The sequence below is a fragment of the Pedococcus sp. P2_D7 genome, assembly GCF_056404295.1.
In genome coordinates, this window is the sequence record NZ_JBFUEH010000004.1 from 479214 (window position 1) to 503626 (window position 24413).

20 protein-coding genes are annotated in these 24413 nt (G+C 70.6%); 15 read left to right on the plus strand and 5 right to left on the minus strand.

Annotation, left to right across the window (positions count from 1 at the left end):
* Nucleotides 1-28 precede the first annotated feature (28 nt).
* From murA to AC1DWJ_RS11510, 4 genes are all read left to right on the plus strand, one after another.
* On the plus strand, nucleotides 29-1312 hold the full coding sequence (gene murA / locus AC1DWJ_RS11495) for a UDP-N-acetylglucosamine 1-carboxyvinyltransferase (RefSeq protein ID WP_457253494.1): 1284 nt from the start codon (nucleotides 29-31) through the stop codon (nucleotides 1310-1312).
* 128 nt (nucleotides 1313-1440) lie between these two features.
* Entirely contained in the window at nucleotides 1441-1806 is a 366-nt protein-coding gene (locus tag AC1DWJ_RS11500; RefSeq protein ID WP_477620828.1) for an STAS domain-containing protein, read from the plus strand.
* A gap of 189 nt (nucleotides 1807-1995) precedes the next feature.
* Nucleotides 1996-3990: a protein meaA gene (locus AC1DWJ_RS11505; RefSeq protein ID WP_477620921.1), complete on the plus strand. Its 1995-nt coding sequence runs from the start codon at nucleotides 1996-1998 to the stop codon at nucleotides 3988-3990.
* A 287-nt stretch (nucleotides 3991-4277) separates the two neighbouring features.
* Nucleotides 4278-8009 (plus strand): S8 family serine peptidase, encoded by a 3732-nt coding sequence (locus AC1DWJ_RS11510; protein WP_477620922.1) that lies wholly within the window; start codon nucleotides 4278-4280, stop codon nucleotides 8007-8009.
* 172 nt (nucleotides 8010-8181) lie between these two features.
* Here AC1DWJ_RS11510 and AC1DWJ_RS11515 read toward each other — a convergent pair whose 3' ends face one another.
* Nucleotides 8182-9384 (minus strand): N-acetylglucosamine-6-phosphate deacetylase, encoded by a 1203-nt coding sequence (locus AC1DWJ_RS11515; RefSeq protein ID WP_457253491.1) that lies wholly within the window; start codon nucleotides 9382-9384, stop codon nucleotides 8182-8184.
* Nucleotides 9381-10292, minus strand: a complete 912-nt coding sequence (locus AC1DWJ_RS11520; RefSeq protein ID WP_477620829.1) for an SIS domain-containing protein — start codon at nucleotides 10290-10292, stop codon at nucleotides 9381-9383. The genes AC1DWJ_RS11515 and AC1DWJ_RS11520 overlap by 4 nt, the downstream gene beginning before the upstream one ends.
* Before the next feature lie 276 nt (nucleotides 10293-10568).
* On the opposite strand from AC1DWJ_RS11520, the gene AC1DWJ_RS11525 reads away from it, so the two are divergent.
* The 8 genes from AC1DWJ_RS11525 to AC1DWJ_RS11560 are packed head-to-tail and all read left to right on the plus strand — an operon-like array spanning nucleotide 10569 to nucleotide 17881.
* Nucleotides 10569-11837, plus strand: a complete 1269-nt coding sequence (locus AC1DWJ_RS11525) for an extracellular solute-binding protein (protein WP_477620830.1) — start codon at nucleotides 10569-10571, stop codon at nucleotides 11835-11837.
* A 2-nt stretch (nucleotides 11838-11839) separates the two neighbouring features.
* A complete protein-coding gene (locus AC1DWJ_RS11530) occupies nucleotides 11840-12847 on the plus strand; it encodes a carbohydrate ABC transporter permease (RefSeq protein WP_477620831.1) in 1008 nt (335 codons plus the stop codon).
* Complete coding sequence (locus AC1DWJ_RS11535) at nucleotides 12844-13722, plus strand: carbohydrate ABC transporter permease (protein ID WP_457253484.1); 879 nt, start codon at nucleotides 12844-12846, stop codon at nucleotides 13720-13722. The genes AC1DWJ_RS11530 and AC1DWJ_RS11535 overlap by 4 nt, the downstream gene beginning before the upstream one ends.
* Entirely contained in the window at nucleotides 13719-14531 is an 813-nt protein-coding gene (locus AC1DWJ_RS11540; protein WP_457253482.1) for a DeoR/GlpR family DNA-binding transcription regulator, read from the plus strand. Before AC1DWJ_RS11535 ends, AC1DWJ_RS11540 begins: the two co-directional genes overlap by 4 nt.
* Before the next feature lie 2 nt (nucleotides 14532-14533).
* Entirely contained in the window at nucleotides 14534-15451 is a 918-nt protein-coding gene (locus AC1DWJ_RS11545) for an ROK family protein (RefSeq protein ID WP_477620832.1), read from the plus strand.
* Nucleotides 15448-16371: a 1-phosphofructokinase family hexose kinase gene (locus tag AC1DWJ_RS11550; RefSeq protein WP_457253478.1), complete on the plus strand. Its 924-nt coding sequence runs from the start codon at nucleotides 15448-15450 to the stop codon at nucleotides 16369-16371. The genes AC1DWJ_RS11545 and AC1DWJ_RS11550 overlap by 4 nt, the downstream gene beginning before the upstream one ends.
* 1 nt (nucleotide 16372) lies before the next feature.
* Entirely contained in the window at nucleotides 16373-17206 is an 834-nt protein-coding gene (locus AC1DWJ_RS11555; RefSeq protein WP_457253476.1) for a class II fructose-bisphosphate aldolase, read from the plus strand.
* Between the two features lie 51 nt (nucleotides 17207-17257).
* Nucleotides 17258-17881, plus strand: coding sequence for a histidine phosphatase family protein (locus AC1DWJ_RS11560; RefSeq protein ID WP_477620833.1), 624 nt, complete (start codon nucleotides 17258-17260; stop codon nucleotides 17879-17881).
* Between the two features lie 50 nt (nucleotides 17882-17931).
* Here AC1DWJ_RS11560 and nucS read toward each other — a convergent pair whose 3' ends face one another.
* The gene (nucS, locus tag AC1DWJ_RS11565; RefSeq protein WP_477620834.1) at nucleotides 17932-18627 is read right to left on the minus strand and encodes an endonuclease NucS; all 696 of its coding nucleotides are present in this window, start codon (nucleotides 18625-18627) and stop codon (nucleotides 17932-17934) included.
* 80 nt (nucleotides 18628-18707) lie between these two features.
* On the opposite strand from nucS, the gene AC1DWJ_RS11570 reads away from it, so the two are divergent.
* The 3 genes from AC1DWJ_RS11570 to AC1DWJ_RS11580 all read left to right on the plus strand — a co-directional run bounded on the left by AC1DWJ_RS11570 (nucleotide 18708) and on the right by AC1DWJ_RS11580 (nucleotide 21420).
* Entirely contained in the window at nucleotides 18708-19112 is a 405-nt protein-coding gene (locus AC1DWJ_RS11570; RefSeq protein WP_457253470.1) for a hypothetical protein, read from the plus strand.
* Between the two features lie 107 nt (nucleotides 19113-19219).
* Nucleotides 19220-20998 carry a 3-hydroxyacyl-CoA dehydrogenase family protein gene (locus tag AC1DWJ_RS11575; RefSeq protein ID WP_477620835.1) on the plus strand — a complete coding sequence of 593 codons (1779 nt, stop codon included), beginning with the start codon at nucleotides 19220-19222 and terminating at the stop codon, nucleotides 20996-20998.
* A gap of 122 nt (nucleotides 20999-21120) precedes the next feature.
* Nucleotides 21121-21420: a hypothetical protein gene (locus AC1DWJ_RS11580; RefSeq protein ID WP_477620836.1), complete on the plus strand. Its 300-nt coding sequence runs from the start codon at nucleotides 21121-21123 to the stop codon at nucleotides 21418-21420.
* A 112-nt stretch (nucleotides 21421-21532) separates the two neighbouring features.
* On the opposite strand, the gene AC1DWJ_RS11585 is transcribed toward AC1DWJ_RS11580, so the two are convergent.
* Both AC1DWJ_RS11585 and ccrA read right to left on the minus strand, forming a co-directional pair.
* Nucleotides 21533-22873 carry an AI-2E family transporter gene (locus tag AC1DWJ_RS11585; RefSeq protein ID WP_477620837.1) on the minus strand — a complete coding sequence of 447 codons (1341 nt, stop codon included), beginning with the start codon at nucleotides 22871-22873 and terminating at the stop codon, nucleotides 21533-21535.
* 48 nt (nucleotides 22874-22921) lie between these two features.
* A complete protein-coding gene (gene ccrA / locus AC1DWJ_RS11590) occupies nucleotides 22922-24262 on the minus strand; it encodes a crotonyl-CoA carboxylase/reductase (protein ID WP_477620838.1) in 1341 nt (446 codons plus the stop codon).
* Nucleotides 24263-24413: the final 151 nt, after the last annotated feature.

Sequence of the window (24413 nt, forward strand, 5' to 3'; positions counted from 1 at the left end):
GCCCCTCGCGCCTAGATAGGGTGGTGCGGTGGCTGAACGTTTCCGAGTCGTCGGAGGGACCGCGCTGCACGGTGAGGTCGCCGTGTGGGGCGCCAAGAACAGCGCCCTCAAGCTCATGGCGGCGGCCCTGCTCGCGGTGGGGCGCACCCGGCTGACCAACGTGCCGGCCATCCTCGACGTGACGATCATGGCCGAGCTGCTGCGACGGCTCGGCTGCACGGTCGACTACGACGCCCCGAGCGGGGTCGTGGAGATCGACGTGCCGGAGCAGATCGGCCACCGGGCCGACTACGACCTGGTGCGGGCCCTGCGCGCGTCCACCGCGGTGCTCGGCCCGCTCGTCGCCCGGTGCGGCGCCGCTGACGTGGCGGTGCCCGGTGGCGACGCGATCGGCTCACGGGGGCTCGACCTGCACGCGGCGGGTCTGGAGGCCCTGGGGGCGCGGGTGCACGTCACCCACGGGTTCCTCGTCGCCGAGGCGCCGAGGGGCCTCGACGGTGCCGAGATCCGGCTGGACTTCCCGAGCGTCGGCGCGACCGAGAACGTCCTCACCGCCGCCGTGCTGGCCCGGGGTGCCACGCGGCTGGAGAACGCCGCCCGCGAGCCCGAGATCGTCGACATCGCGGAGATGCTGATCTCGATGGGCGCGCGGATCACCGGAGCGGGCTCGTCGGTGGTGGAGATCGAGGGCGTCGACCGACTGGCGCCCATCGAGCACGCCGTGGTTCCCGACCGGATCGCCGCAGGCACCTGGGCGTTCGCGGCCGCAGCAACCCGTGGTGACGTCGAGGTGGTCGGTGCCCGCCCCGAGCACCTCACCAGCGCCCTCGAGCTGGTGCGCGCCAGCGGTGCCACCGTGACGACGACCGAGCGGGGCTTCCGGGTCGACTCGGGTGGTCGCCGCCCCAAGGCCTTCGACGTGGCCACCTTGCCCTACCCGGGCTTCCCGACCGACCTCCAGCCGTTCGCCCTGGCGTGCAACGCGGTCGCCGACGGCTCGGCGATGATCACCGAGAACCTCTTCGAGGCACGGTTCCGCACCGTCCAGGAGCTGAACCGGCTCGGGGCGGAGACACGGATCGACGGCCACCACGTGATGGTCCACGGGGTCGAGACGCTGTCCGGCGCCCCGGTCGAGGCGAGTGACATCCGGGCCGGTGCAGCCCTGGTGATCGCGGGGCTGGTGGCCGACGGGATCACCACCGTCAGCGGCGCCCAGCACATCGACCGCGGCTACGCAGGGTTCGCCGAGAGCATGCAGGGGCTTGGCGCAGACGTCACCCGCGAGCCCGACGACGCCCCGTTCTTCTGAGCCGGGCGGCGCTCCGGCACCGAACGCTGCCCAGACCTTTATCAGATCTTGATCTGGACGGCGACAACCGAAACCCCCATCGCTCGCGTCCTTGTGAGTGAATGTCTGTCACGGACGAGGGGGTTCGCATGTCGATCAGCACCATCGGGGCTCTGCCCGTGGAAGTGCTTGCCACGCACACCGGGCAAGAGGTCGCGATCATCGGCCGGATCGACGTGCACACCGTCCCGGATGTGCGACTGCTCCTCCACGAGATCATCGACACCGGCATCGGTGACGTGCACATGCGGCTCGCGGGGGCCGAGATCGGCGACGCCACCGGACTCGGCGTCCTCGTCGAGGCCTACAACCGGGCCCGCCGCGCGGGGCGCCGACTGGCCGTCATCGACATGACCGAGCGCACCGGGCGGCTGTTGCGTGCATCACGCCTCGACCGCGCGCTGGTGCTCCGGGAGGACGTCGTGGCGTCGACTGTGGCGGCTGTCACCGCCTGAACGGCTGCCTGACCCTCCCCCCGCGCAGGTACCTTCGGCCCTATGGCCGAGCACACCGACGTCCAGGCGCCTGACCTCGCCAACCCCGCCGACGCGGGACCCGTCGCGGAGCCGGACGGGGACGCTGCCCCGGCACGTGTCCCGGAGGCGGCCGCGCCCGCGCGCCCCGAGCGCGACCGCCCCTGGGTGATGCGCACGTATGCCGGTCACTCCAGTGCCGCGGCCAGCAACGAGCTCTACCGCCGCAACCTCGCCAAGGGGCAGACCGGGCTCTCGGTCGCCTTCGACCTGCCGACCCAGACCGGCTACGACCCCGACCACCCGCTCGCCCGGGGCGAGGTCGGCAAGGTGGGGGTGCCGATCTCGCACCTCGGCGACATGCGTGCGCTGTTCGACCAGATCCCGCTCGACCAGATGAACACCTCGATGACCATCAACGCCACCGCCATGTGGTTGCTGGCGATGTACCAGGTCGTCGCCGAGGAGCAGGCGGCCGCGAGCGGGGCGGACCCCGGCGAGGCCGTCCGCGCGTTGGCCGGGACGACCCAGAACGACATCATCAAGGAGTACCTGTCGCGCGGGACCTACGTCTTTGCCCCCGGGCCGTCGCTGCGGTTGATCACCGACATGGTGGCCTACACCGTCTCGGACATCCCGAAGTGGAACCCCACCAACATCTGCAGCTACCACCTGCAGGAGGCCGGGGCCACGCCCGTGCAGGAGATCGCCTACTCGATCTGCACCGCGATCGCCGTCCTCGACGCCGTCCGCGACTCCGGGCAGGTGCCACCCGAGCGGTTCGGCGAGGTGGTCGCCCGCATCTCGTTCTTCGTCAACGCGGGAGTGCGGTTCGTCGAGGAGATGTGCAAGATGCGCGCCTTCGTCCAGCTGTGGGACGACCTGACGCGTGAGCGCTACGGCGTCACCGACGCCAAGCAGCGCCGGTTCCGGTACGGCGTGCAGGTCAACTCGCTCGGGCTCACCGAGGCCCAGCCGGAGAACAACGTGCAGCGCATCGTCCTCGAGATGCTCGCGGTGACGCTGTCCAAGGACGCCCGCGCCCGCGCCGTCCAGCTGCCCGCGTGGAACGAGGCGCTCGGTCTCCCGCGTCCGTGGGACCAGCAGTGGTCGCTGCGGATGCAGCAGGTGCTCGCCTTCGAGTCCGACCTGCTCGAGTACGACGACCTGTTCACCGGGTCGAAGGTCGTGGAGGCCAAGGTCGCCGAGCTCGTCGCCGGCGCGCAGGCAGAGATCGCCCGGGTGCAGGAGATGGGCGGTGCCGTGCCCGCGGTGGAGAGCGGCTACATGAAGTCTGCGCTCGTGGCCTCACACTCGTTGCGCCGCCAGCGGATCGAGGCCGGCGAGGACGTCGTCGTCGGGGTGAACCGGTTCGAGACCACCGAGCCCAACCCGCTCACCGCCGACCTGGATGCCGCCATCCAGACCGTCGACCACGACGTCGAGGCCAAGGCCACCGCCGCGGTGCGCGAGTGGCGCGAGCGTCGGGACGCCGACCCCGAGGGGCGCGAGCGCGCAGCCGCGGCGCTCGCCGCGCTGACTGCGGACGCCCGCAGCGGCACCAACCTCATGGCGGCCTCGCTCGAGGCCGCCCGATCAGGGGTCACGACGGGAGAGTGGGCCCAGGCGCTGCGCGAGGAGTTCGGCGAGTTCCGCGCGCCGACCGGCGTCTCCGGGTCGGTCGGCGTCTCCAGCGGGGGGAGCGACGAGCTCAAGGCCGTGCGGGCAGACGTCCGCCGCACGGAGGAAGAGCTAGGGGAGCGGTTGCGCGTGCTGGTGGCCAAGCCGGGTCTCGACGGGCACAGCAACGGCGCCGAGCAGGTCGCTGTCCGGGCTCGCGACGCCGGCTTCGAGGTCGTCTACCAGGGGATCCGGCTGACCCCGGAGCAGATCGTGGCGGCGGCGGTGGCGGAGGACGTCCACCTCGTGGGGATCTCCATCCTGTCCGGCTCCCACATGGAGCTGGTGCCGGAGATCCTCGCGGGGCTACGCGACGCCGGTGCCGGCGACGTCCCCGTGATCGTCGGCGGAATCATCCCGGACACGGACGCCCGCGCGCTGCGTGAGCGTGGCGTGGCCGCGGTCTTCACCCCGAAGGACTTCGGGCTCAACGACATCATGGGCCGGTTCGTCTCGATCATCAGGGTCTCGCGCGGGTTGGACTGACACCGCAGGGACCCCGGCCACCGGGGCCACGCCGGCTCTCCCGCGCCCCCGCCGGAGCGGCGTGGAAATCCCCCGGTCGGGCGCAGGTGAGCCATTTCGGTGGCAACCACCGGAAACCTAGGCAAATTTCTGGTTCGGGTCTCGGCAATTCCCTGTTCGTCGCCGCTCGCGATGGCTTACCTTCACCTCGGCGTGGTGAACCGGTGGGGGAGCGTTTCCTCCGCGAGCCTCGGGCGATCCCTGAGGCGAGTGGTTGTGCGGCCACGTGCGAAGGAGACCTCGTGTCGATGGAATCTCGGGGAAGGCGTCGTCGCGGCTACACAGCCGTCGTCGGAGTCAGCGCCCTGTCGATCGTGGCGGCAGCTGCTGTGAGTGCAGCGCCCGCCATCGCGAGCACCACGCCGAGCCCGGTCAAGCACCGCGGCAAGGCGTTCACCGTCCCCGAGGGACTGACGGGTGGTGGATCCTTCCGGCTGGGCACCCAGCGCTCGCAGGCGGAGAAGGTCGACCGTTCGCTCAAGGGCGCCAAGGGCGCCGTTGACGTGATGATCGAGCTCGACGCCGTTCCCGCGTCGACTGCCTACACCCGGGCCGGCGCCCGCGGCTCGGCAGCGACGCTCGCAGCACGCAACCAGACGGCCACGATCAAGCGCGCCCAGGCGGCGGTCGAGGCTCGTTTCGGCGCCTCCGCGACCAAGGCGCACACGCTCTACCGCGCGCACGCCCTCTACTCGGGTGTCGCGGTCCGCACCGACGCGAGCAAGCTGCAGGCACTCGCAGCCCTCCCCGGCGTCAAGGCGGTCCACCGCATCACGCCGAAGTCCCCGTCGAACTCCTCCTCGGTGCCGCTCATCGGCGCTCCCGCGGTCTGGAAGGCCAAGGGCGAGACCGGTCAGGGCGTCCGGGTCGGCGTGATCGACACGGGCATCGACTACACCCACGCCGACTTCGGCGGTCCCGGCACGACGGCGGCATACGACACCGCCAAGGCCTCCAACACCTTCACCCCCACCGCCAAGGTGGTCGGTGGCTACGACTTCGCGGGTGACGCGTACAACCCCGGCGAGGGCATCACGCAGCCCGTGCCTGACCCGAACCCGCTCGACTGCGAGGGCCACGGCTCCCACGTCGCCGGCACCACCGCGGGTCTTGGTGTCACCAAGGCCGGGGCCACCTACACCGGCGGCTACGACGTGACCATCGACCCTGCCACCATGGCCATCGGCCCCGGTGTCGCACCGGGCGCCAAGCTCTACGCCCTCAAGGTGTTCGGCTGCGAGGGTGACACCAGCGTCGTCGGCCAGGCACTCGACTGGGCCGCCGACCCCAACGGTGACGGCAACCTGTCCGACCGCCTCGATGTGGTCAACATGTCGCTGGGCTCCAGCTACGGCTCCCCGGACGACCCGGACTCCGTGGCCTCCAACAACCTCGCCGCCCTCGGCACCGTCGTCGTCGCCTCCATGGGCAACAGCGGCGACGTCTACGAGGTCGGTGGCGCCCCCGGCAACGCCACCCGCGTGCTGGCCGTGGCCGCCTCCGACGACCGTGACTCGGTCGTGGACGGCCTCAAGGTCGACAGCCCCACCGGCATCGAGCCGGCCAACACCGTCGACAAGAACCAGGACGACGTCTTCGCGGCGCTGAAGTCGGTGGCCTACGACTGGGCGACCAAGCCCGGCGTGACCAACACCGACGTCGTCACCATCGGTGACTGGAGCCAGGCAGCCAGCCCGACCAACAACACCGACGCCTGCTCGACCCTGTCGGTGGGCGACGCGGCCAAGGTGGCCGGCAAGATCGTCATGACCAAGTGGTTCGACGGCACGGGTCGTCGCTGTGGCTCTGCCGCTCGCGCCCAGCTCGCCCAGGACGCCGGAGCCGTCGGGGTCATCTACGGCAGCGACGTGAACTCGTTCTCGGCCGGTGTGACCGGTGACGCGGACATCCCCGCGATGCTGACCGTCAACCAAGCGACCGTGGCCATCAAGGCCAAGCTGGACAACAGCGTCCCGGTGAAGGTCACGATGACGAACGCGCTGCGCAACAGCGTGACCGTCGTCAACCCCGGTGCGATCGACCAGGTCGCCGGCTTCTCCTCGCGGGGTGTCGGCATCGCCAACAACGTCAAGCCTGACGTCGCGGCCCCCGGTGTGACCACCTTCTCGGTCGCCGTCGGCACGGGCAGCGAGGGTATCGCCGAGAGCGGCACCTCGATGGCGTCCCCGCACGTGGCCGGCGAAGCCGCCCTCGTCCGTGGTGCCCACCCGAACTGGACCTCCGAGGAGGTCAAGGCCGCCATCATGAACACGGCGACCCAGGACGTCTTCGTGGGTGCGAACCACACCGGTGCCGTCTACGGCCCGGAGCGGGTCGGCTCGGGTCGCGTCAAGGCCGACGCGGCCGTCGACACGACCACGCTGGCCTACGTCAAGGACACCCCCGGTGCGGTCAGCGTCTCGTTCGGGCCGGTGGCCGTCACGGCAGCGACCACGACCCTGACCAAGACGGTCAAGGTCGTCAACAAGCGCCCGACCGGGACGTCGTCCTACACGATCGGCTACCAGGCGGCCCACCCGACCCCGGGTGTGACGTACTCCTTCAGCCCCACCCAGATCAGCCTCGCGGCTGGCGGGTCGGCTGACGTCAAGGTCACGGCCACCATCACGCGTTCGGCGCTGCGGGCGGTCACCGACCCGACCACGCCGATCGACCCGCTCGGACTGGAGATCAACCAGAACCACCGCGCTGACGCCAGTGGCCGCATGGTCCTGACGCCGGCCGGCACCACCCCGGGCTCGAAGCTCCGGGTGCCGGTGTGGTCTGCTCCGCGTCCGGCCTCGGCGATGAAGGCGGCCGCCACGGCCACCGTCTCGGGTGGGGCGGTCAAGACCGGCTCGCTCGCGCTGTCGGGCACGGGCGTCCAGCAGGGCACTGGCTCCACCGGCTACGAGTCGTCGGTGTCCGCGTTCCAGCTGCAGGGCACCAGCGCGAAGCTCCCGAGCTGCTCGTCCACCTTGGTGGTCAAGTGCATCGCGTTCGCCGACGACCGTTCCGCCGACCTGCGCTTCGTCGGCACCGCTTCGGACTGGCCGCTGTTCAACCCGGCAACCCTCGACCCGACCAAGCCCGACCCCCGGTTCATCAGCTTCGGGGTCAGCAGCTTCGGGCCGTGGCGCACTCCCGCCTCGTACACCGAGTTCGACGTCTTCCTCGAGACGGACGCCACGAACCCGGGGCCCGACTCGGTGGTCTACAACACCCGGTTCGTCACCACGGACGACTACGACTACTTCCTCTCGGAGCTGGTCGACCTTCGCCCCGGTGACGACCAGTACTCGGTCATCGATGACCAGCTGCTCAACGGCGTCGACGGCTCCTTCGACACCAACGCCTTCAACAGCGACTCCCTGGCCCTCCCGGTCTCGGTCGGTGCGCTGAAGGCTGCGGGCCTCCTCGCGGGGTCGGCGCCGAAGATCAAGTACTGGGTCGAGTCCTCCACCGCGGAGGCCGGTCTGGTCGACACGATGGGCTCGCAGGCCGCTCCGTTGACGCTCAGCGTGGCTTCGCCCGCGCTGGCCGCCTACGGCGACTTCGGCACGCTGCTCAACACCGACCTCCCCGGTAGGAAGCTCACGGTCCGTCGCGCCGACGCGTCGTTCGCGTCGGACAAGCCGCAGGGGCTGCTGCTCATCCACCACCTGAACGCCAACGGTGCTCGGGCGCAGGTCGTGCCGGTCAAGCTGGCGACCAAGGCCTCGCTCAGCTCCAACGACCGTGACTACCGGTACGGCTACCGCCCGACCCTGACGTCGCTGGTCACCCCGTCGGCCGCCACGGGAACGGTCACGTTCCGCGACGGCTCACGGGTGCTCGGCACGGCCAAGGTCTACTCGGGCAAGGCGACCTTCAGGGCGCCCGTCCTGGCCCGTGGCACGCACCGCCTGACGGCGACCTACAACGGCTCGGGGATCTACAGCCCCGCGACGTCTGGCGCCCTCTCGGTGGTCGTGCGCTGACCCGGAACCACCCCGCCTGACCCCTGGGCCCCTGCCAACCGGCAGGGGCCCAGGGTCGTCCCGGCAGTAGAGGCGTCTCCTCTCCCACTTCTGGCCAGCCATGCCCCACCGGCACCGCCGTCAGGCGCCTTCGTGCGGGACCGTTGACCAGAAGTCGGGGGAGGGGGTCGGATCAGAGCCAGGTGCCGCGACGCAGGACCCGGTGGAGGACGAGCTGGGAGTCGACCACCAACAGGTCGGCGTGCTGACCCGGCGCGAGGCTCCCCGACCCCGTGAGGGCGAGCGCCCGGGCCGGTGTGGCTGACGCCGCCGCCACCGCGTCGGACAGGGGGATGCCCAGGTCGCGGACCAGCCAGCGCACCTCATCGAGCAGCGTGCTCACCCCGCCGGCGAGACTGCCGTTGCTGGTCAGCCGGGCGGCCCGAGCGCTGACCGTCACGTCGAGCCCACCCAGGGTGTAGGCCCCGTCGGGTAGGCCGCTCGCGGACATCGCGTCGCTGACCAGGGCGATGTGTTCGGGTCCCACGGTGTCGAAGAGCATCCGCACGGTGCCGCCGTCGAGGTGCACGCCGTCGGCGATCACCTCGACGACCGCACGGCCGCGGGCAGCGGCCGCGATCGCGGCACCCACGGCGCCGGGGGCGCGCGAGAGCAGCGGCGGCATACCGTTGAAGAGGTGCGTCGTGAGGGGAAGGCCGCCGCGCACCCCGCGGTCGGCCACCGCGTCGAGAGCGCGGGCGGCGGTGTCGTAGTCGGCATCCGTGTGGCCCACCGCACCCACGGCACCGACCGCGGCGAGGGCCGCGGGCACCTGGTCGCCGCCGGTGCGTTCCGGGGCCCAGGTCATCTGCGCGAACGCTCCCTCGCCCGCGGCGTCACCGAGGGTTTCGACGAGTGCGACGTCGGCGTCGACCAGCGCGGCAGGGTTCTGCGCACCACACCGCACGGTCGACAGGAACGGCCCTTCGAGGTGTATGCCGGCCAGCTCGCCGGCGCGCACGAGGTCACCGAGCGTCCGGGCACCCTCGACCAAGGTGGCCGCCGGCGCGGACACGAGGGAACCCACGATCGTCGTGGAGCCCTGCTGGTGGTGGTGCCGGGCCGCCCGGTGCGCGCTCGCAGCATCGGGACCGAACTCGCCCCCGTTGCCTCCGTGGCAGTGGATGTCCACGAGCCCGGGCAGCAGGGTCAGGCCGGCCTGCCAGCCGGCCGGCTCGGCCACCTCGGCCCAGTCGGAGGGCAGCGAGCCGCGCTCACCGGCATACGCGATGGAGCCATCGGTGACCGCCACGGCACCGTCGCCGATGACACCGTCGGGCGTGACGACTCGCCCGGTCAGGAGCAGGCGTCCGGTGTCGGTGGCGGAAGAGGTCACGTGAGGATGATGGACCGGGACAGGTGTCGAGGTCGATCCGGGTCCACGCCCGCCTGCTCGGCCTTGGCCAGGCAGAGCCGGTGCAGGCGCACCAGGTCGGCGAGCGGGTCGATGGCGCGGTGCTCGAAGTGTGCGCCAGTCGCCCGGACGTCCTCGTCCAGCCCGGCAGGGACCTCGCCGAAGGCCCAGGTCGCCCGCCCGGTCGTCGCGATGCTGATCGGGCCGTGTCGATACTCCATCGCGGGGTAGGACTCGGTCCAGAACTGTGCTGACTCGCGGAGCTTGAGGGCGGCCTCATGGGCCAGCCCGACGGTCCACCCGCGGCCGACGAAGGTGATCTGCTCGGCATCGCCGACGCCGTCCAGGGCGGTGGACCCGTCCTCGGCGAGCACTGCCTCGGCGTCGGCGATCGCGGCGCTGAGGTCCTCGCCGAGCGTGGCCCGCAGGAGCGCGAGGGTCGTCGTGGCGAAGCGGGTCTGCACGACGGAGGACTCGTCGACCTCGCTGAGCAGGAACGCGTGCGTGGCCAGGTCGGGGATGGCGGTGCCGGCCGTGGCGACGATCGCCGTCGTGGTCGGGCCGCCGGGCTGCCCTCGCAGCTGCTCGAGCAGGTCGATGACCTCGGTCGTCGTGCCCGAGCGCGAGATGGCCACGACGTGGTCGTAGCCGCGCCCGAGCGGGAACTCGCTGGCCGCAAACGCGTCGGTGGGTCCGGCGCCGGAGGTCTCCCGCAGCGCGGCGTAGACCTGCGCCATGTAGTAGGACGTGCCACAGCCGGTCACCGCCACCCGCGCGCCGCGGGGCGGCAGGACGGCCAGCGCCTCCTCCACGCGGGCGAGCACGGCTCGCCAGTTGTCCGGTTGGGTGGCGATCTCGGCGGCCAGGTGGGCAGCGGGGTGGTCAACCACGGTGCGACTCCTCGGTTGAGTGAATAAGACTGATGCGAATGCTTAACCATCAGATTCGATCAGTCAAGACCAGTGGTGTTTGATCCCTGTTTCGCCCGTTTAGTCATCCTGACCACCGGAGAAAGTCGCCCCGAAACCCTTGACGAGCAGGGATCGCGGGGCCACTGTGGCTGTCGAGCCTCGCAGATGTGAGCGAAGCGCGCGGCAACCGCTACGAAACGATCACGGCAACGGGCCTTGGTCGACACGAGAACCGACAGAGATCGAGGTAGACACGTGAGCACCAGACGACACCTCCGGGGAGCGGCGTTGGTCGCAGGGACTGCGGCAGCCGCCCTCGGGTTGGCGGCCTGCGGTGGCGGCCAGGGAGCCGGAACCGCCGACGGCGGCGGATCCGGGGGCAAGGCGACGACCATCAAGCTGGTTGCGGCCGAGTACTCCAAGGACCACACGAAGGCCTTCTGGGACCAGTTCGCCCAGGCCTACAAGACCAAGACGGGCAACACCCTCCAGGTGCAGATCGTCAGCTGGGACGACATCGACCAGCAGAGCTCCACCATGGTCCAGAACAACAACCCGCCGGACATCCTCAACCTCAACGCCTACGCGAGCTATGCCAAGGACGACCTGCTCTACAGCTCCGACGACGTGCTGTCCGACTCGGTCAAGTCCGACCTGCTCGACGCGTTCGTCAAGTCGGGCACCTACGAAGGCAAGATGTACGGCATGCCGGATCTCTCCTCGGCCCGCGCGATGTTCTACAACAAGGCGCTGTTCAAGCAGGCCGGCATCGCCGAGCCGCCGAAGACGTGGGCCGAGTTCGAGGCCGACGCCAAGAAGGTCTCCGACCTCGGCAACGGTGCCATCGGCTACGGCCTGCCACTTGGCCCCGAGGAGGCGCAGGGGGAGTTCTCGATCTGGGCGTTCAACAACGGCGGTGACTGGAAGAAGGACGGCAAGTGGACCGTCAACAGCCCTGAGAACGTCGAGACCCTGACCTTCCTCAAGAGCCTGGCCACCAAGAAGCTCACCCAGAACAACCCCGGCAAGACCAACCGCCAGGACGCGTTCGACCTGTTCGCCTCGGGCAAGGTCGGCATGGTCGTCGGGTTCTCGCCCCTCGCGGCGACGCTCGACAAGGACGCCAAGGTCGACTACGGCGTCGTGCCGATGCCGACCAAGGCCGACGGTGGCACGCCCCAGACCTTCGGTGTGACCGACTACCTCATGGCCTTCAAGAAGAAGGGGAACCAGGACGCGGTCAAGGCGTTCTACGACCTCTACTACCAGAAGGACCAGGTCAACCAGTTCATCAAGGCCGAGGGCTTCCTGCCGGTGACCAAGTCGGGGATCCAGGAGTTCTCGAGCGACCCCAAGCTCAAGACCTACCTCGACACGCTGCCGAACGCGCACCTCACGCCGACCGACGACCCGACGTGGGACAAGGTCAAGCTCGCCGTGCAGCAGAACCTTGGCACGGCCATGACCGGTGACCCGAAGGCGGTGCTGGACAAGCTGCAGCAGTCCGCCGAGGCCGGCGGCTGAGCGTGACCCAGCCCATCGGTGCAGGGGCGGGTGCGGCCGGGGATCCGGCCGCGCTCGCCCCGGCCGCCCCCTCGTCGCCGGCCCCGGCCGCCGGTGGCCGTCGCCGCCCGGCGCGGCGACGGCATACCTCCGGCGTGTCCGGGTGGATCGCCCTGTTGTGGCTCGCGCCCGCCCTCGCGCTCATCCTCGGGGTCGTCGTGTGGCCGGCAGTCGAGCTGGTCCGTGCCTCCCTCTCGCGCTACTCGATCACGGGTCTGCGCAAGGGAGACGCGGGCCTCGACAACTTCCGCAACGTCCTCGCCAACGACAGCCTCGCGACGGTGCTGACCAACACGATCGTGTGGGTCGTCGCCGTCGTGGCGCTGACGATCCTCATCAGCCTGGGTGTCGCGCAGTTCCTCACCAAGGAGTTCTGGGGACGACGCATCGTGAGGTGGGCCGTGATCGTGCCCTGGGCCGCGTCCCTCGTGATCACCGCCCGGCTGTTCAGCCTCATCTACAGCTACTACTACGGCACCCTCAACGCCGTCCTCCTCAAGCTGAACGTCATCGACACCCCGATCGACTTCATCGGCAGCGACCGACTGATCATGCCGTCGATGATCGCAGTAGGCGTGTTCGTCTCGATCCCGTTCACCGCCTACGTCTTCGTCGCCGGGCTCAACGCGATCCCCGGTGACGTCTACGAGGCGGCGCGCATCGACGGTGCCTCGGCCTGGCAGACCTGGCGGCAGATCACCCTGCCGCTGCTGCGACCGGCGATCCTCGTCGCGACCGTCCTCAACATGATCTACGTGTTCAACAGCTTCCCGATCATCTACACGCTCAACGAGTCCAACCCCGGTTTCGGTCACGACACGACGATCACCTTCATGTACAAGCTCGCGTTCAAGAGCGCCGAGAAGGACGTGGGCCAGTCCGCCGCAGCCGGGTTGTTCAACGTGTGCCTGATCCTGGTTGCGGTGCTCGTCTACCTCCGGGTGTCCAGCTGGCGCGAGGAGGAGTCATGAGCAGCACCACGACCACGGCACCGGGGGCCGTCCGTCGTCCGCGACCGGGTGGGTGGCGGGGCATCCGGCCGTGGGCCATGCCGATCATCGGCCTGGTCGTCGCCTTCGCCTTCCTGTGGCCCTACCTCGTGATGCTGCTCGACGCGTTCCGCCCGAGCAGCGACGTGGTGAAGACGCCGCCGTCGCTGCTCCCGGAGCAGTGGAAGTGGACGACGTTCTCCGAGGTGCTCGGTGACGAACGGTTCCTCGCCTGGCTCAAGAGCTCGCTGGTGATCTCGCTGTCCTCGACCGTCATCGTCGTGGTGGTGGCGATCCCGGCGGCCTACTTCACCGCACGGTTCCGGTTCCGCGGCCGGATGGCGTTCCTGTTCCTCGTGCTCGTGACCCAGATGTTCGCCCCGACCTCGCTGGTCGTGGGCATCTACCGCGAGTTCTACGCCCTCACCCTGGTCGACACCTACCAGGCGCTGATCCTCACCAACGCCGCCTTCAACCTCGCCTTCGCGATCTGGATCCTGCACGGCTTCTTCGCCTCGATCCCGCGCGAGATCGAGGAGGCCGCCGAGCTCGACGGCGCAGGTCGGCTCGGTCGGCTGTGGCGGGTCATGCTGCCACTGACGCTGCCGGGCCTGGTCACGGCGACGATCTTCACGTTCATCGCGGCGTGGAACGAGTACGTCGTCGCGCTGACCCTGATGCTCAGTGACGACAAGAAGCCCCTGACCGTCGGCATCAACTCCTACGTCACCGGCTATGAGCAGAACTGGGACCAGCTGTTCGCCGCGTCCGTCGTCGCGATCGTGCCGGTCGTGGTGTTGTTCGCGCTCATCGAGAAGCACCTCGTCGGCGGGCTCACGTCGGGGGCGGTCAAGTGAGCGAGCTCGAGGTGCGCGGCGGCATGGATCGCGGCGCCCGCTGGGGTGCCCTGCTCGGCCTCCTCGCCGAGCACGGCCGGCTGAGCGTGGCCCAGGTCGTGGAGGCGCTCGGTGTCTCCGAGGCCACGGTGCGGCGCGACTTCGGCGAGCTCGCCGCCCAGCAGCTGGTGACCCGCACCCACGGCGGGGTCGTGGCCAGCGCCGTGGCGTACGAGCTGCCGGCCCGCTACAAGCTGGCCGGGAGCGACTCGGCCAAGGAGCGGGTCGCAGCCCATGCGGCCGACCTCGTGCCCGAGGGCACCGTGGTGGGCTTCAACGGGGGCACGACGACCAGCGCGACCGCGCGACGGCTCGCGGCCCGAGCCGACCTTGCGGCCAGCTCGAGGCGCCCTGCGGTCACCGTCGTGACCAACGCGCTCAACATCGCCACCGAGATGGTGCTGCGACCCTTCATCCGTTGCGTGTCGTTGGGGGGCGTGGCCCGGCAGGAGTCCTACGAGCTCTCGGGTCCGCTCGCCGCCATGGTGCTGGGCGAGCTGTGGCTCGACACGGTCGTCCTCGGGGTCGACGGGGTCTCCAGCGCGGGTGGGGCCAGCTGCCAGCACGAGGGGGAAGCCGGCATCAACTCGCTCATGGTCCAGCGCGCGGACCGGGTCGTCGTCGTCGCGACGGGCGACAAGGTCGGCCGCCGGGCGTTTGCCCGGATCTGCCCGACCGAGCGAATCTCGTTGCTGGTCACCGATTCCAGCGCTCCCGACGATGCCGTCTCCGACCTGCGGGCCGCGGGCGTCACGGTGCAGGTGGTCTGAGGGTGGATCGCCCCGTCGTGGCCGCGATCGATGTCGGTGGCACGCGGATCAAGTCCGCCTTGGTGACCCGCGAAGGAATCGAGGTCGTGGCCCTCACTCGAGCCACTCCCGAGCGCCTCGACGTGGAGGGCGCCCTGGTGGACGCCGCGGCCGACACGCTGGGCGCGCTACAGTACGCCGCGACCCGAGACGGCCACGAGGTCGCCGTCGCCGCGGTGGGACTCGTCGTGCCGGGGATCGTCGACGACCGCAGGGGCCTGGCGCGCTGGTCGGCCAACCTGGGCTGGCGCGACCTGCCCGTCGCCGAACCGCTGGAGCGGATCCTCGCGCTCCCGGTCGCCTTCGGCCACGACGTGCGTGCCGGGCTGGTGGCCGAGGCCAGGTTCGGTGCGGCGCGGCACGCCTCGAACGCAGTCTTCGTCGCCATCGGCACCGGCGTGGCCGGCGCCCTGCTGCTCGACGGTCGAGTGATCTCGGCCGACGGCTGGAGCGGCGAGCTGGGTCACCTCGTCGTGGAGCCGGATGGTCCACTCTGTGGCTGCGGAGCGCGGGGATGCCTCGAGGCCGTGGCCTCGGCCGCAGCGGTCGAGTCGGCCTACGCGGCCACCACCGGCACCCGCCGTGACGCCGCGGCGATCGCGGAGCTCGTGGCCGGCGGAGACCTGCCGGCCACCAGCGTCTGGCAGGGCGCCGTCGACGCGCTGGCCCGGGCGGTCGTCGCGACGGTCACGCTGACCGGGGTCGAGCGAGTTGTCGTGGGGGGCGGACTGAGCCGCAGCGGTGAGGTGCTGCTGGGCCCGCTGCGCAGTGCGGTCGAGTCGGCCCTCACGTTCCAGCGGCCCCCCACCATCGTCCAGGCCGCGCTCGGTGACCGCGCGGGATGCCTGGGCGCCTCCTGCCTGGCCTGGGACCGGACGTGATCGTCACCGTCACGCCCAACCCGGCCCTCGACGTCACGTATGCCGTCGAGCGCCTCACGGTCCACCGCAGCCACCGCGTGCTCGAGGTCCGCGAGGTGGCGGGCGGCAAGGGGCTGAACGTCTCGTCGGTCCTCACCAGCCAGGGACAGCCCGTGCTGGCGGTGGCGCTGGTCGGGGGAGCCGCCGGCGAACGGCTGCTCGCGGACCTCGACGCACGCGGCATACGGCACTCGTGCCTGACCAGCGCCGTCGAGACCCGGCGCACGGTCACCGTCGTCTCGCGGGCCGACGGGGACGCGACCGCCTTCAACGAGCCCGGTTCGCCGTGCCCGCCGGGCCAGTGGGACTCGGTCGTCGCGCACACCGGTCGGGTGCTCGTCGAGCACCGTGCCGCGGTGCTGGTCGCCTCCGGCAGCGTTCCACCGGGCTTTCCGCCCGACGGGTACGTCCAGCTCGTGGAGGCCGGTCACGCCGCCGGCTGCCGGGTGGTCCTCGACGCCTCCGGCGACGCGCTGCTCGGTGGGGTCGCCGCTGGTCCTGACGTGGTCAAGCCAAACCGTGACGAGCTCGCCGAGGTGACGGGGAGTCACGACCCGGTCGCGGGTGCGCGGCTGCTCCAGGACCGCGGGGCCCGCGACGTGCTGGTCTCGCTGGGGCCGGACGGCATGGTCTGGGTCCCGGCGCAGGGTCCGGCGCAGCGGGCGGCACTCGGCCACTCGCTGCGCGGCAACCCCACCGGCGCCGGCGACGCCGCCGTGGCCGCGGTCGCCGCGGGCCTGCTGTCAGGGGAGCCGCCCGAGCGGCTGCTGCGCAACGCCGTGGCCTGGTCTGCGGCTGCGGTGCTGCAGCCGGTCGCGGGGGTCGTGTCGGCCGAGGACATCGCCCGTCTGGGGCCCGACGTGACGATCTGGAGGGACTGAGGTGCTGGCTGACCTGGCAGGAGTGCTCGCAGGGGCGCGGGCGCAGGGGCGTGGGGTGGCGGCCTTCAACGTCATCCACCTCGAGCATGCGCAGGCCCTGGTCGGGGCGGCCGAGGACGTGGGCCTGCCCGTCGTCCTGCAGGTCAGTGAGAACACCGTGCGTTTCCACGGGGCCCTGGCCCCCCTCGCGGCGGCAGCCCGCGTGCTGGCCGAGGCGGCCACCGTCCCCGTGGTGCTCCACCTCGACCACGCGGTGAGCACCGACCTGGTCGAGGAGGCGCTCGGTCTGGGCTTCACGTCGGTGATGTTCGACGGCTCGACCCTCGAGGACAGCGAGAACCGTGCCGTCACGCGGGCGATCGTCGACCGCTGCCACGCCGCGGGCGTGAGCGTCGAGGCAGAGCTCGGCGAGATCGGGGGCAAGGACGGCGTGCACGCGCCGGGAGTCCGGACGCGACCGGACGAGGCGGCCCAGTTCGCCCGCGACACCGGCGTGGACGCGCTCGCGGTGGCCGTCGGGTCCTCGCACGCGATGACCCACCGCACCGCGGTCCTCGACCTCGACCTGATCGCGGCGATCGCGGCGCAGGTGCCCGTTCCGCTGGTCCTGCACGGCTCGTCGGGGGTGCCTGACGACGGGATCGAGGCGGCGGTGCGCGCGGGGATGACCAAGATCAACATCGCGACGCACCTGAACGCCGTCTTCACCGCAGCCGTCCGTGAGCGGCTGGCGGCCGACGACGCCCTGGTCGACACCCGCAAGTACCTCGGGCCGGCGCGCGCTGCCGTGCGCGCCGAGGCGGCCCGCCTGCTGTTGCTGGTCGCGCTGCGCTGACCCGTCTCAGCCGCACGGCAGGGACGGGCTTGCGCGGCATACCCTCGACGCATGAGTGACCTGCAGTGTGCCGCCACGCTCCTCGTCGCCCGCCATGGTGACGCGGAGTACGGACACCCCTCAGTCCTGTCGGACGAGGGAGGGTGGCTGTCGCCCAAGGGGATCGAGCAGACCACCGCCCTGGCCGAGTCCCTCGCCGGCCGCAGGGTGGCCGCGGTCCGCACCAGCATCTTGGCGCGCGCCGTCCAGTCGGGCGCCGTCGCGGCCGAGATCCTCGCTGTCGACTCGCGGGCGGTCGAGGGGCTCGAGGAGTTCTCCGTCGGCGCCCTGGCCGGCCGACCGCACGACGACCCCGAGCTGCAGTCGATCTTCCAGGCGTGGGTGCACGGGGACCTGCGCAGGAGGATCCCCCGGGGGGTGACGGGGGAGGAGGTCCTGGCCCGCTACCGGGAGGCGCTGCTCTCGATCGCCGACCAGTTCCGGGGCGAGACCGTCCTGGTCTTCTCACACGGCGGCGTCATGTCGTTCGCCCTGCCACGGCTCTCCAGCACCCTCCGCGGCGACCTCGCGACGGCCAAGTTCCTGCCGAACTGCGGGGTGGCGGAGGTGGCAGTCGACGGTGACGGCTTCGACGTGCAGACCTGGCCCGGCTCGACCGACCGCACCGTGGTCTGACCCGCTCGGCGCTCACCCATGCAAATGTTGAGTAAGCGCCGGCACTGCGACTAGAACAGGCGGTGCTCGCTGTTGTCGATGCCCTTGAGCGCGTCGTAGTCCAGCGTCACGCAGCGGATGCCCCGGTCGGTCGCGAGCGTGCGGGCCTGCGGCTTGATCTCCTGTGCGGCGAAGACCCCGGTCACGGGAGACAGGTGCGGGTCGCGGTTCATCAGCTCGAGGTAGCGGGTGAGTTGCTCGACACCGTCGATGTCACCCCGTCGCTTGATCTCCACGGCGACCGAGGCACCGGAGCCGTCCCGGCACAGGATGTCGACCGGCCCGATCGCCGTCATGTACTCGCGACGCACGAGGCTCCAGCCGTCGCCGAGGGTGTGGATGTGCTCGGCCAGGAGCTTCTGGAGGTGGGCCTCGACCCCGTCCTTGACCAGTCCCGGGTCGACCCCGAGCTCGTGCGACGAGTCGTGCAGCACCTGGTGGATGAGCACCCGGAGCCGGTCCTCCGACTTGGCGTGCTGCACCAGCCAGACGGCCGTGACGCCGTCCGCGGTCTCGTGCTCCTCGGGAGACGCCTCGGCCATCGCGCACGGAGGGGACATCCAGTTGAGCGGCTTGTAGGACCCGCCGTCACTGTGGACGAGCACCGACCCGTCCGCCTTGACGAGGAGCAACCTCGTCGCCAGGGGGAGGTGGGCCGTCAGGCGGCCCTCGTAGTCCACCGAACACTTCGCTATGACCAGCCGCACGAGGGGTCACTCTACGGGCACCGAACCGTTGCGTCGTGCGGGGTCCGTGGCGCACACTCGGAGCACAGAGGTGAGCTGGTATGCCGAACGTCCTGGGCAACGTCGCCGGTCTCGTCCTCGTGATGGGCACCCTCGTGAGCGGGGTGCGTTGGCTCACGACGGGCCGGCCACCCAGGGTCATGCAGCCAGCCGTCACGAGGTACCAGGCACGGCGTGATCTGCGGCGCCCGGTGCCGGAACCCATCCCGCCCATCCTCCTGGCCATGGAGCTGAGCCGGTTGGCCGCCCACATCCGCCGCGTCGAGGCGGGTGACCAGCCCCGCAAGGCCGAACGGCTCATGGCGGCGAGGCTGGCCTACGACCACGCGCTGCGCGACTACTGCCGGGCCGTCGACATCCCCGTGCCCCTGGCGATCCGCGGCCTGTCCCGCGAGCAGCGCTTCCACATGGAGTCCGCCCTGATCGGCGCCGGCCACGAGTGGTGAGTTCGCGGGCTGGTGGGTCCTCCGACGTCGCCCGATGGCAGCAGGGGTGGTGACCGTCACGCTGCCCGGGGGTCCACCCGGCATACCTGCTCTGCCAGACTCGCCGCATGGCTCGTGAGTTCAGCAAGGTCGGAGTGATCGGTCTCGGCACCATGGGTGCCGGCATCGTCGAGGTGTTCGCCCGCAACGGGATCGACGTCGTCGCCGTCGAGGTCGACGAGGCGGCGGTCGAGAAGGGTCGAGGGGTGCTCGAGCACTCCACCGGCCGGGCCGTCAGCCGCGGCAAGCTGAGCGAGGAGGACCAGGCGGCGCTGCACGCACGGGTGCTGTTCACCTCGAGCCTCGACGAGCTGGCCGAGTGCCAGCTGGTGGTGGAGGCGGTGCCCGAGCACCTCGACCTCAAGAAGGACGTCTTCGGCAAGCTCGACGCGATCGTCGGCCCCGACGCCATCCTCGCGACCAACACCTCGTCGCTCTCGGTCACGGAGATCGCGGTTGCCACCGGCAACCCCAAGCGCGTCGTCGGCATGCACTTCTTCAACCCGGCGCCGGTCCTGCAGTTCGTCGAGGTCATCCGCACCGTCGTCACCGAGGACGAGGTCTTCGAGGACGTCAAGGCACTCGCCCTGCGGCTCGGCAAGCAGCCGGTCATCGTCGGCGACAAGGCCGGCTTCATCGCCAACGCCCTGCTGTTCGGCTACCTCAACCACGCCGTCTCGATGTTCGAGTCGCGCTACGCCAGCCGCGAGGACATCGACGCGGCCATGAAGCTCGGCTGCGGCTACCCGATGGGCCCGCTGGCGCTGATGGACCTCATCGGTCTCGACACCGCCTACGAGATCCTCGACACGATGTACAAGCAGGGCCGCGACCGCCTGCACGCCCCGAGCCCGGTCATCAAGCAGATGGTCAGCGCCGGCCTCAAGGGTCGCAAGAGCGGGCGCGGGTTCTACACCTACGCCGAGCCGGGCAGCAGCCAGGTCGTCGACGACTCCCTGACGCCGCGCCCCGCAGGTGACACGGGAGCCGCGCTGCGCCAGGTGCGCACGGTCGGCGTCGTGGGCTCCGGCACCATGGCCACCGGCATCATCGAGGTCTTCGCCAAGGCCGGCTACGACGTCACCTACGTGACCCGCAGCCAGGCCAAGGTCGACGCCGTCACCGCGGCGATCACCAAGTCCCTCGAGAAGGCGGTCCAGCGCGGCAAGCTCGAGGAGTCGGCCCGCGCGCAGGCCCTCTCGCACCTGACGGGCACCACCTCGCTGGACGCCCTGGCCACCGTCGACCTCGTGGTCGAGGCGGTCGTCGAGGACCTGGCGGTCAAGAAGGCGCTCTTCGAGAACCTCGACGAGATCTGCAAGCCCGGTGCGATCCTGGCCACGACCACCTCGTCGCTGCCCGTGGTCGACTGCGCTGCCGCCACGACGCGGCCCGAGGACGTCATCGGGATGCACTTCTTCAACCCGGCCCAGGTCATGAAGCTGGTCGAGGTCGTCCACACGGTCTCGACCGCCGCCGACGTCGTGGCCACCATCCAGGACGTCTGTGCCACCGTCGGAAAGCACGCCGTGACGTGTGGTGACCGTTCGGGCTTCATCGTCAACGCGCTGCTGTTCCCCTACCTCAACGACGCCGTGAAGATGCTCAGCGCCAACTACGCCACCGCCGACGCGATCGACACGGCCATGAAGACCGGCTGTGGCCTGCCGATGGGGCCGTTCGAGCTGCTCGACGTGGTGGGCAACGACGTGTCCCTGGCGATCCAGCGCGAGCTCTACCTCGAGTTCCGCGAGCCCGGGTTCGCCCCCGCGCCGCTGCTCGAGCACATGGTCACGGCCGGCTACCTCGGTCGCAAGACCGGGCGCGGCTTCCGCACCTACGCCTGAGCCAGCGATGGGTATGCCGCCCGCGCGGCATACCGCCGACGTCCCGATCGGGGCGTCGCCGGGGTGACGTCCGCGCCGACTGCCCTGCGGGAGATGCAGCCTCCTCTGGAAGACTCGGTCGCATGCCCCGCGCCAACCGGCGTCGCCGTGACGACGCCCCGCTGAACCTCGACCGAGCGGTCGGGGGGACCGCGCGTCGGGAGATGTATGCCGGTGGCGAGTGGTTCGTGCGCCGCGTCACCGGCAGCGGGGCGAGCCGGGCGTACCTGTGCCCCGGGTGCCAGCAGAACATCCCGATGGGCACGCCCCACGTGGTCGCGTGGCCGGCCGAGGGCATGGGTGGGCTCGACGACCGACGGCACTGGCACACCCCCTGCTGGGAGGCGCGCGACCGCCGCCACACCCGTGGCGCCACCCGCTGACCCTCTGTCCCTGACGCGCCAGGGATGCCAGCCGCGCGGCATACCGCGCCCTCGGCATCCCGCAGACCGCGGCATGGCGAGTGCTCACCCCCACGACTCGAGCGACAGCCGGTCAGTGGCGACGCTGGCGGGGAAGCAGGACCTCTTCGTAGAGGAGCAGCAGGCCGGCGGCGACGGGGATGGCCAGCAGGGCGCCCAGCACGCCGAGCAGGGTGCCGCCCGCGAGGGCGGCCACGACCGTGACCGCGCCGGGCACCGAGACGGTGCGCTGCATGATCCTGGGCGCCACGACGTAGTTCTCGAGCTGCTGGTAGACCACGTAGTAGATGAGGGCGATGACCGCCTTCTTGGGCTCGTCGAAGATCGCCACGAGGCACACGACGGCCGCACCGGCGGTCGCACCCACCATGGGGATCAGGCCCAGGAAGCCGACCGCGACAGCCAACACGGCGGCATACGGGATGCCGACGATCATCATCATGATCCACGAGCAGATCGCGTTGATCGTCGCGACGGCGACCTGGCCGATGGCGTAGGAGCCCGTCCGTCGCATGATCTCCTCGGAGAGCGAGATCACGCGGGGACGACGCGAGGCGGGGACGATGGCGTAGGCCCCCTGCTTGACCCGGGGGAACGACGCGAGCAGGAACAGCGTGAGGACCAGCACCGTGAAGGCCTGGAAGATGCCGCCGATGACGGCCACCCCCACGCCGAGCACACCGCCGAAGACCTGGCTGAGGAAGTTGCCGTCGGTGATCCTCTTGTTGAACTCCGTCTGGATCTTGTCGACCACGTCGTAGTGCCGGTCGAGGTCCTTGACGAAGCGGCTCCGGAGGATCTGGTCGAGGTAGTCGGGCGCCTTCTGGGCCAGGTCGGTGCCCTGGGAGATCACCGGCGGCACGACGACGAGCCCGAGCAGGGTGAACACCGCCACCACGCCGGCGAAGACGAGGGCGACCGCGCCCCCGCGCTTCAGCCCGTGGCGGGTGAGGAACTCGACGAGCGGGTTGAGGGTGAGGGCCAGGAAGAACGCCACGACCACCAGGGTCAGGACGGTCGTCAGCCGGCCGAGGGTGTGCCAGAGCAGCAGGGCAGTGAGGACCCCGATGGCGCCGACGAAGCCCATGTAGAACGGCGACTGGCGGTTGAGCGGTCGCCCGGCCCGGCCGTAGGGACGGCCGTCGGCGGAGGACTCGTCCTGGGTGGTCTGGCCGGGGCCGTCGTCGGGCCGGTGGCCCTCGGCGACCCCAGCGACCCCAGCACCTTCCGTGCGGCCGTCGGTGCCCTCGTCGGACCCACCGTCGTCGCGGGAGGAACGCCGGCTCGGCAGGATGTCGGGGAGCAGCTCGCCGAGCTCACTGGTCTGCTCGGGGCGGTCGTGGGGATGGTTGCTGGCCCGCAACGCGTCCCGTTGGGCGCGCCGGAACTCTCTCCACCGGTCGAGCACTGACATGCGACGACCCTATGGCACCGCATGGTGCGCAGGACGGAAAGGTGCAGGTCAGGCGTTGCGGAAGCGGTTGATCTGGGGCAGCAGGGCCGCGCGCTTCTCGGTGTCGGTGACGCCGAGTCCCGCCTCGGGCGACAGGGTGAGGACGCCGACCTTGCCCTGGTGGGCATTGCGGTGGACGTCGAGGGCCGCCTGCCCCACCTCGTCCATCGCGTAGGTCTTCGAGAGCGTCGGCTGGATGAGGCCGCGGTTGATCAGCTCGTTGGCCTCCCACGCCTCGCGGTAGTTGGCGAAGTGGCTCGAGATGATCCGCTTGAGGTTCATCCACAGGTAGCGGTTGTCGTACTCGTGCATGTAGCCCGAGGTCGACGCGCAGGTGACGATCGTGCCGCCCTTGCGTGCGACGTAGACGCTCGCACCGAAGGTCTCGCGCCCCGGGTGCTCGAAGACGATGTCGACGTCGTGCCCGCCGGTCAGCTCGCGGATCCTCTTGCCCAGCCGCTGCCACTCACGCGGGTCCTGCTGGGTGTTGTCGTCGTTCCAGAACCGGTAGCCCTCGGCATTGCGGTCGATGATGAGCTCGGCACCCATCTCGCGGCAGATCTGGGCCTTCTCGGGCGACGACACGACGCAGATGGGGGTCGCGCCACCGGCCAGGGCCATCTGCGTGGCGTAGGACCCGAGGCCGCCGGAGGCGCCCCAGATGAGGACGCGGTCGCCGAGCTTCATGGCCGCGCCGTTCTTGGAGACCAGCTGGCGGTAGGCCGTGGAGTTCACGAGCCCGGGGGAGGCCGCCTCCTCCCAGGACAGGTGGGCGGGCTTGGGCATCAGCTGGTTGGACTTCACGATGGCGAGCTCGGCGAGGCCGCCGAAGTTCGTCTCGAAGCCCCAGATGCGCTGCTGCGGGTCGAGCATCGTGTCGTTGTGGCCGTCGGCGTCCTCGAGCTCGACGGACAGGCAGTGCGCCACGACCTCGTGGCCGGGCGCCCACTTGGTCACCCCGGGCCCGGTGCGCAGGACCACACCGGCCAGGTCGGAGCCGACCACGTGGTAGGGCAGGTCGTGCCGCTTGGCGAACTCCGACGTGCGGCCGTAGCGCTCGAGGAACCCGAACGTCGACACCGGCTCGAAGATCGAGGTCCACACGGTGTTGTAGTTGATGGCGCTGGCCATGACGGCGACCAGGGCCTCACCGGGCGCGAGCTCCGGCACCGGCACGTGGTCGAGGTGCAGCGACTTGCGTGGGTCCTTGTCCTTGCTGGCCAGGCCCTCGAACATCCCGACCTCGTCCTTGTGCACCGTCACAGCGCGGTAGGACTCGGGGATGGACAGCCCGGCATACGTCTCAGGGGTGCGGTCCCCGGAGAGGATGGCGTCGCGGATTTCCTGCATCGGTGTGGCTCCTCGGCGTCGTCGGCACGTGCAGCCGAAACTACTGCTGGGTAAGGCGATCCGGGGGGTGGTGAGACTCCGGTCACGCGGTGACCTACCTCACCTGCCGACGGTCCCGGCCGGGCTCGCGGACCGGGTATGCCGCGTGCGC

Bases quoted from the DNA above. Each gene is read 5' to 3' on its own strand.
- AC1DWJ_RS11500 (WP_477620828.1), top strand. From the start codon at position 1,441: ATGTCGATCAGCACCATCGGGGCTCTGCCCGTGGAAGTGCTTGCCACG.
- AC1DWJ_RS11505 (WP_477620921.1), top strand. From the start codon at position 1,996: ATGCGCACGTATGCCGGTCACTCCAGTGCCGCGGCCAGCAACGAGCTC.
- AC1DWJ_RS11510 (WP_477620922.1), top strand. From the start codon at position 4,278: ATGGAATCTCGGGGAAGGCGTCGTCGCGGCTACACAGCCGTCGTCGGA.
- AC1DWJ_RS11535 (WP_457253484.1), top strand. From the start codon at position 12,844: ATGAGCAGCACCACGACCACGGCACCGGGGGCCGTCCGTCGTCCGCGA.
- AC1DWJ_RS11560 (WP_477620833.1), top strand. From the start codon at position 17,258: ATGAGTGACCTGCAGTGTGCCGCCACGCTCCTCGTCGCCCGCCATGGT.
- AC1DWJ_RS11570 (WP_457253470.1), top strand. From the start codon at position 18,708: ATGCCGAACGTCCTGGGCAACGTCGCCGGTCTCGTCCTCGTGATGGGC.
- AC1DWJ_RS11575 (WP_477620835.1), top strand. From the start codon at position 19,220: ATGGCTCGTGAGTTCAGCAAGGTCGGAGTGATCGGTCTCGGCACCATG.
- AC1DWJ_RS11580 (WP_477620836.1), top strand. From the start codon at position 21,121: ATGCCCCGCGCCAACCGGCGTCGCCGTGACGACGCCCCGCTGAACCTC.
- AC1DWJ_RS11585 (WP_477620837.1), bottom strand. From the start codon at position 22,873: ATGTCAGTGCTCGACCGGTGGAGAGAGTTCCGGCGCGCCCAACGGGAC.
- ccrA (WP_477620838.1), bottom strand. From the start codon at position 24,262: ATGCAGGAAATCCGCGACGCCATCCTCTCCGGGGACCGCACCCCTGAG.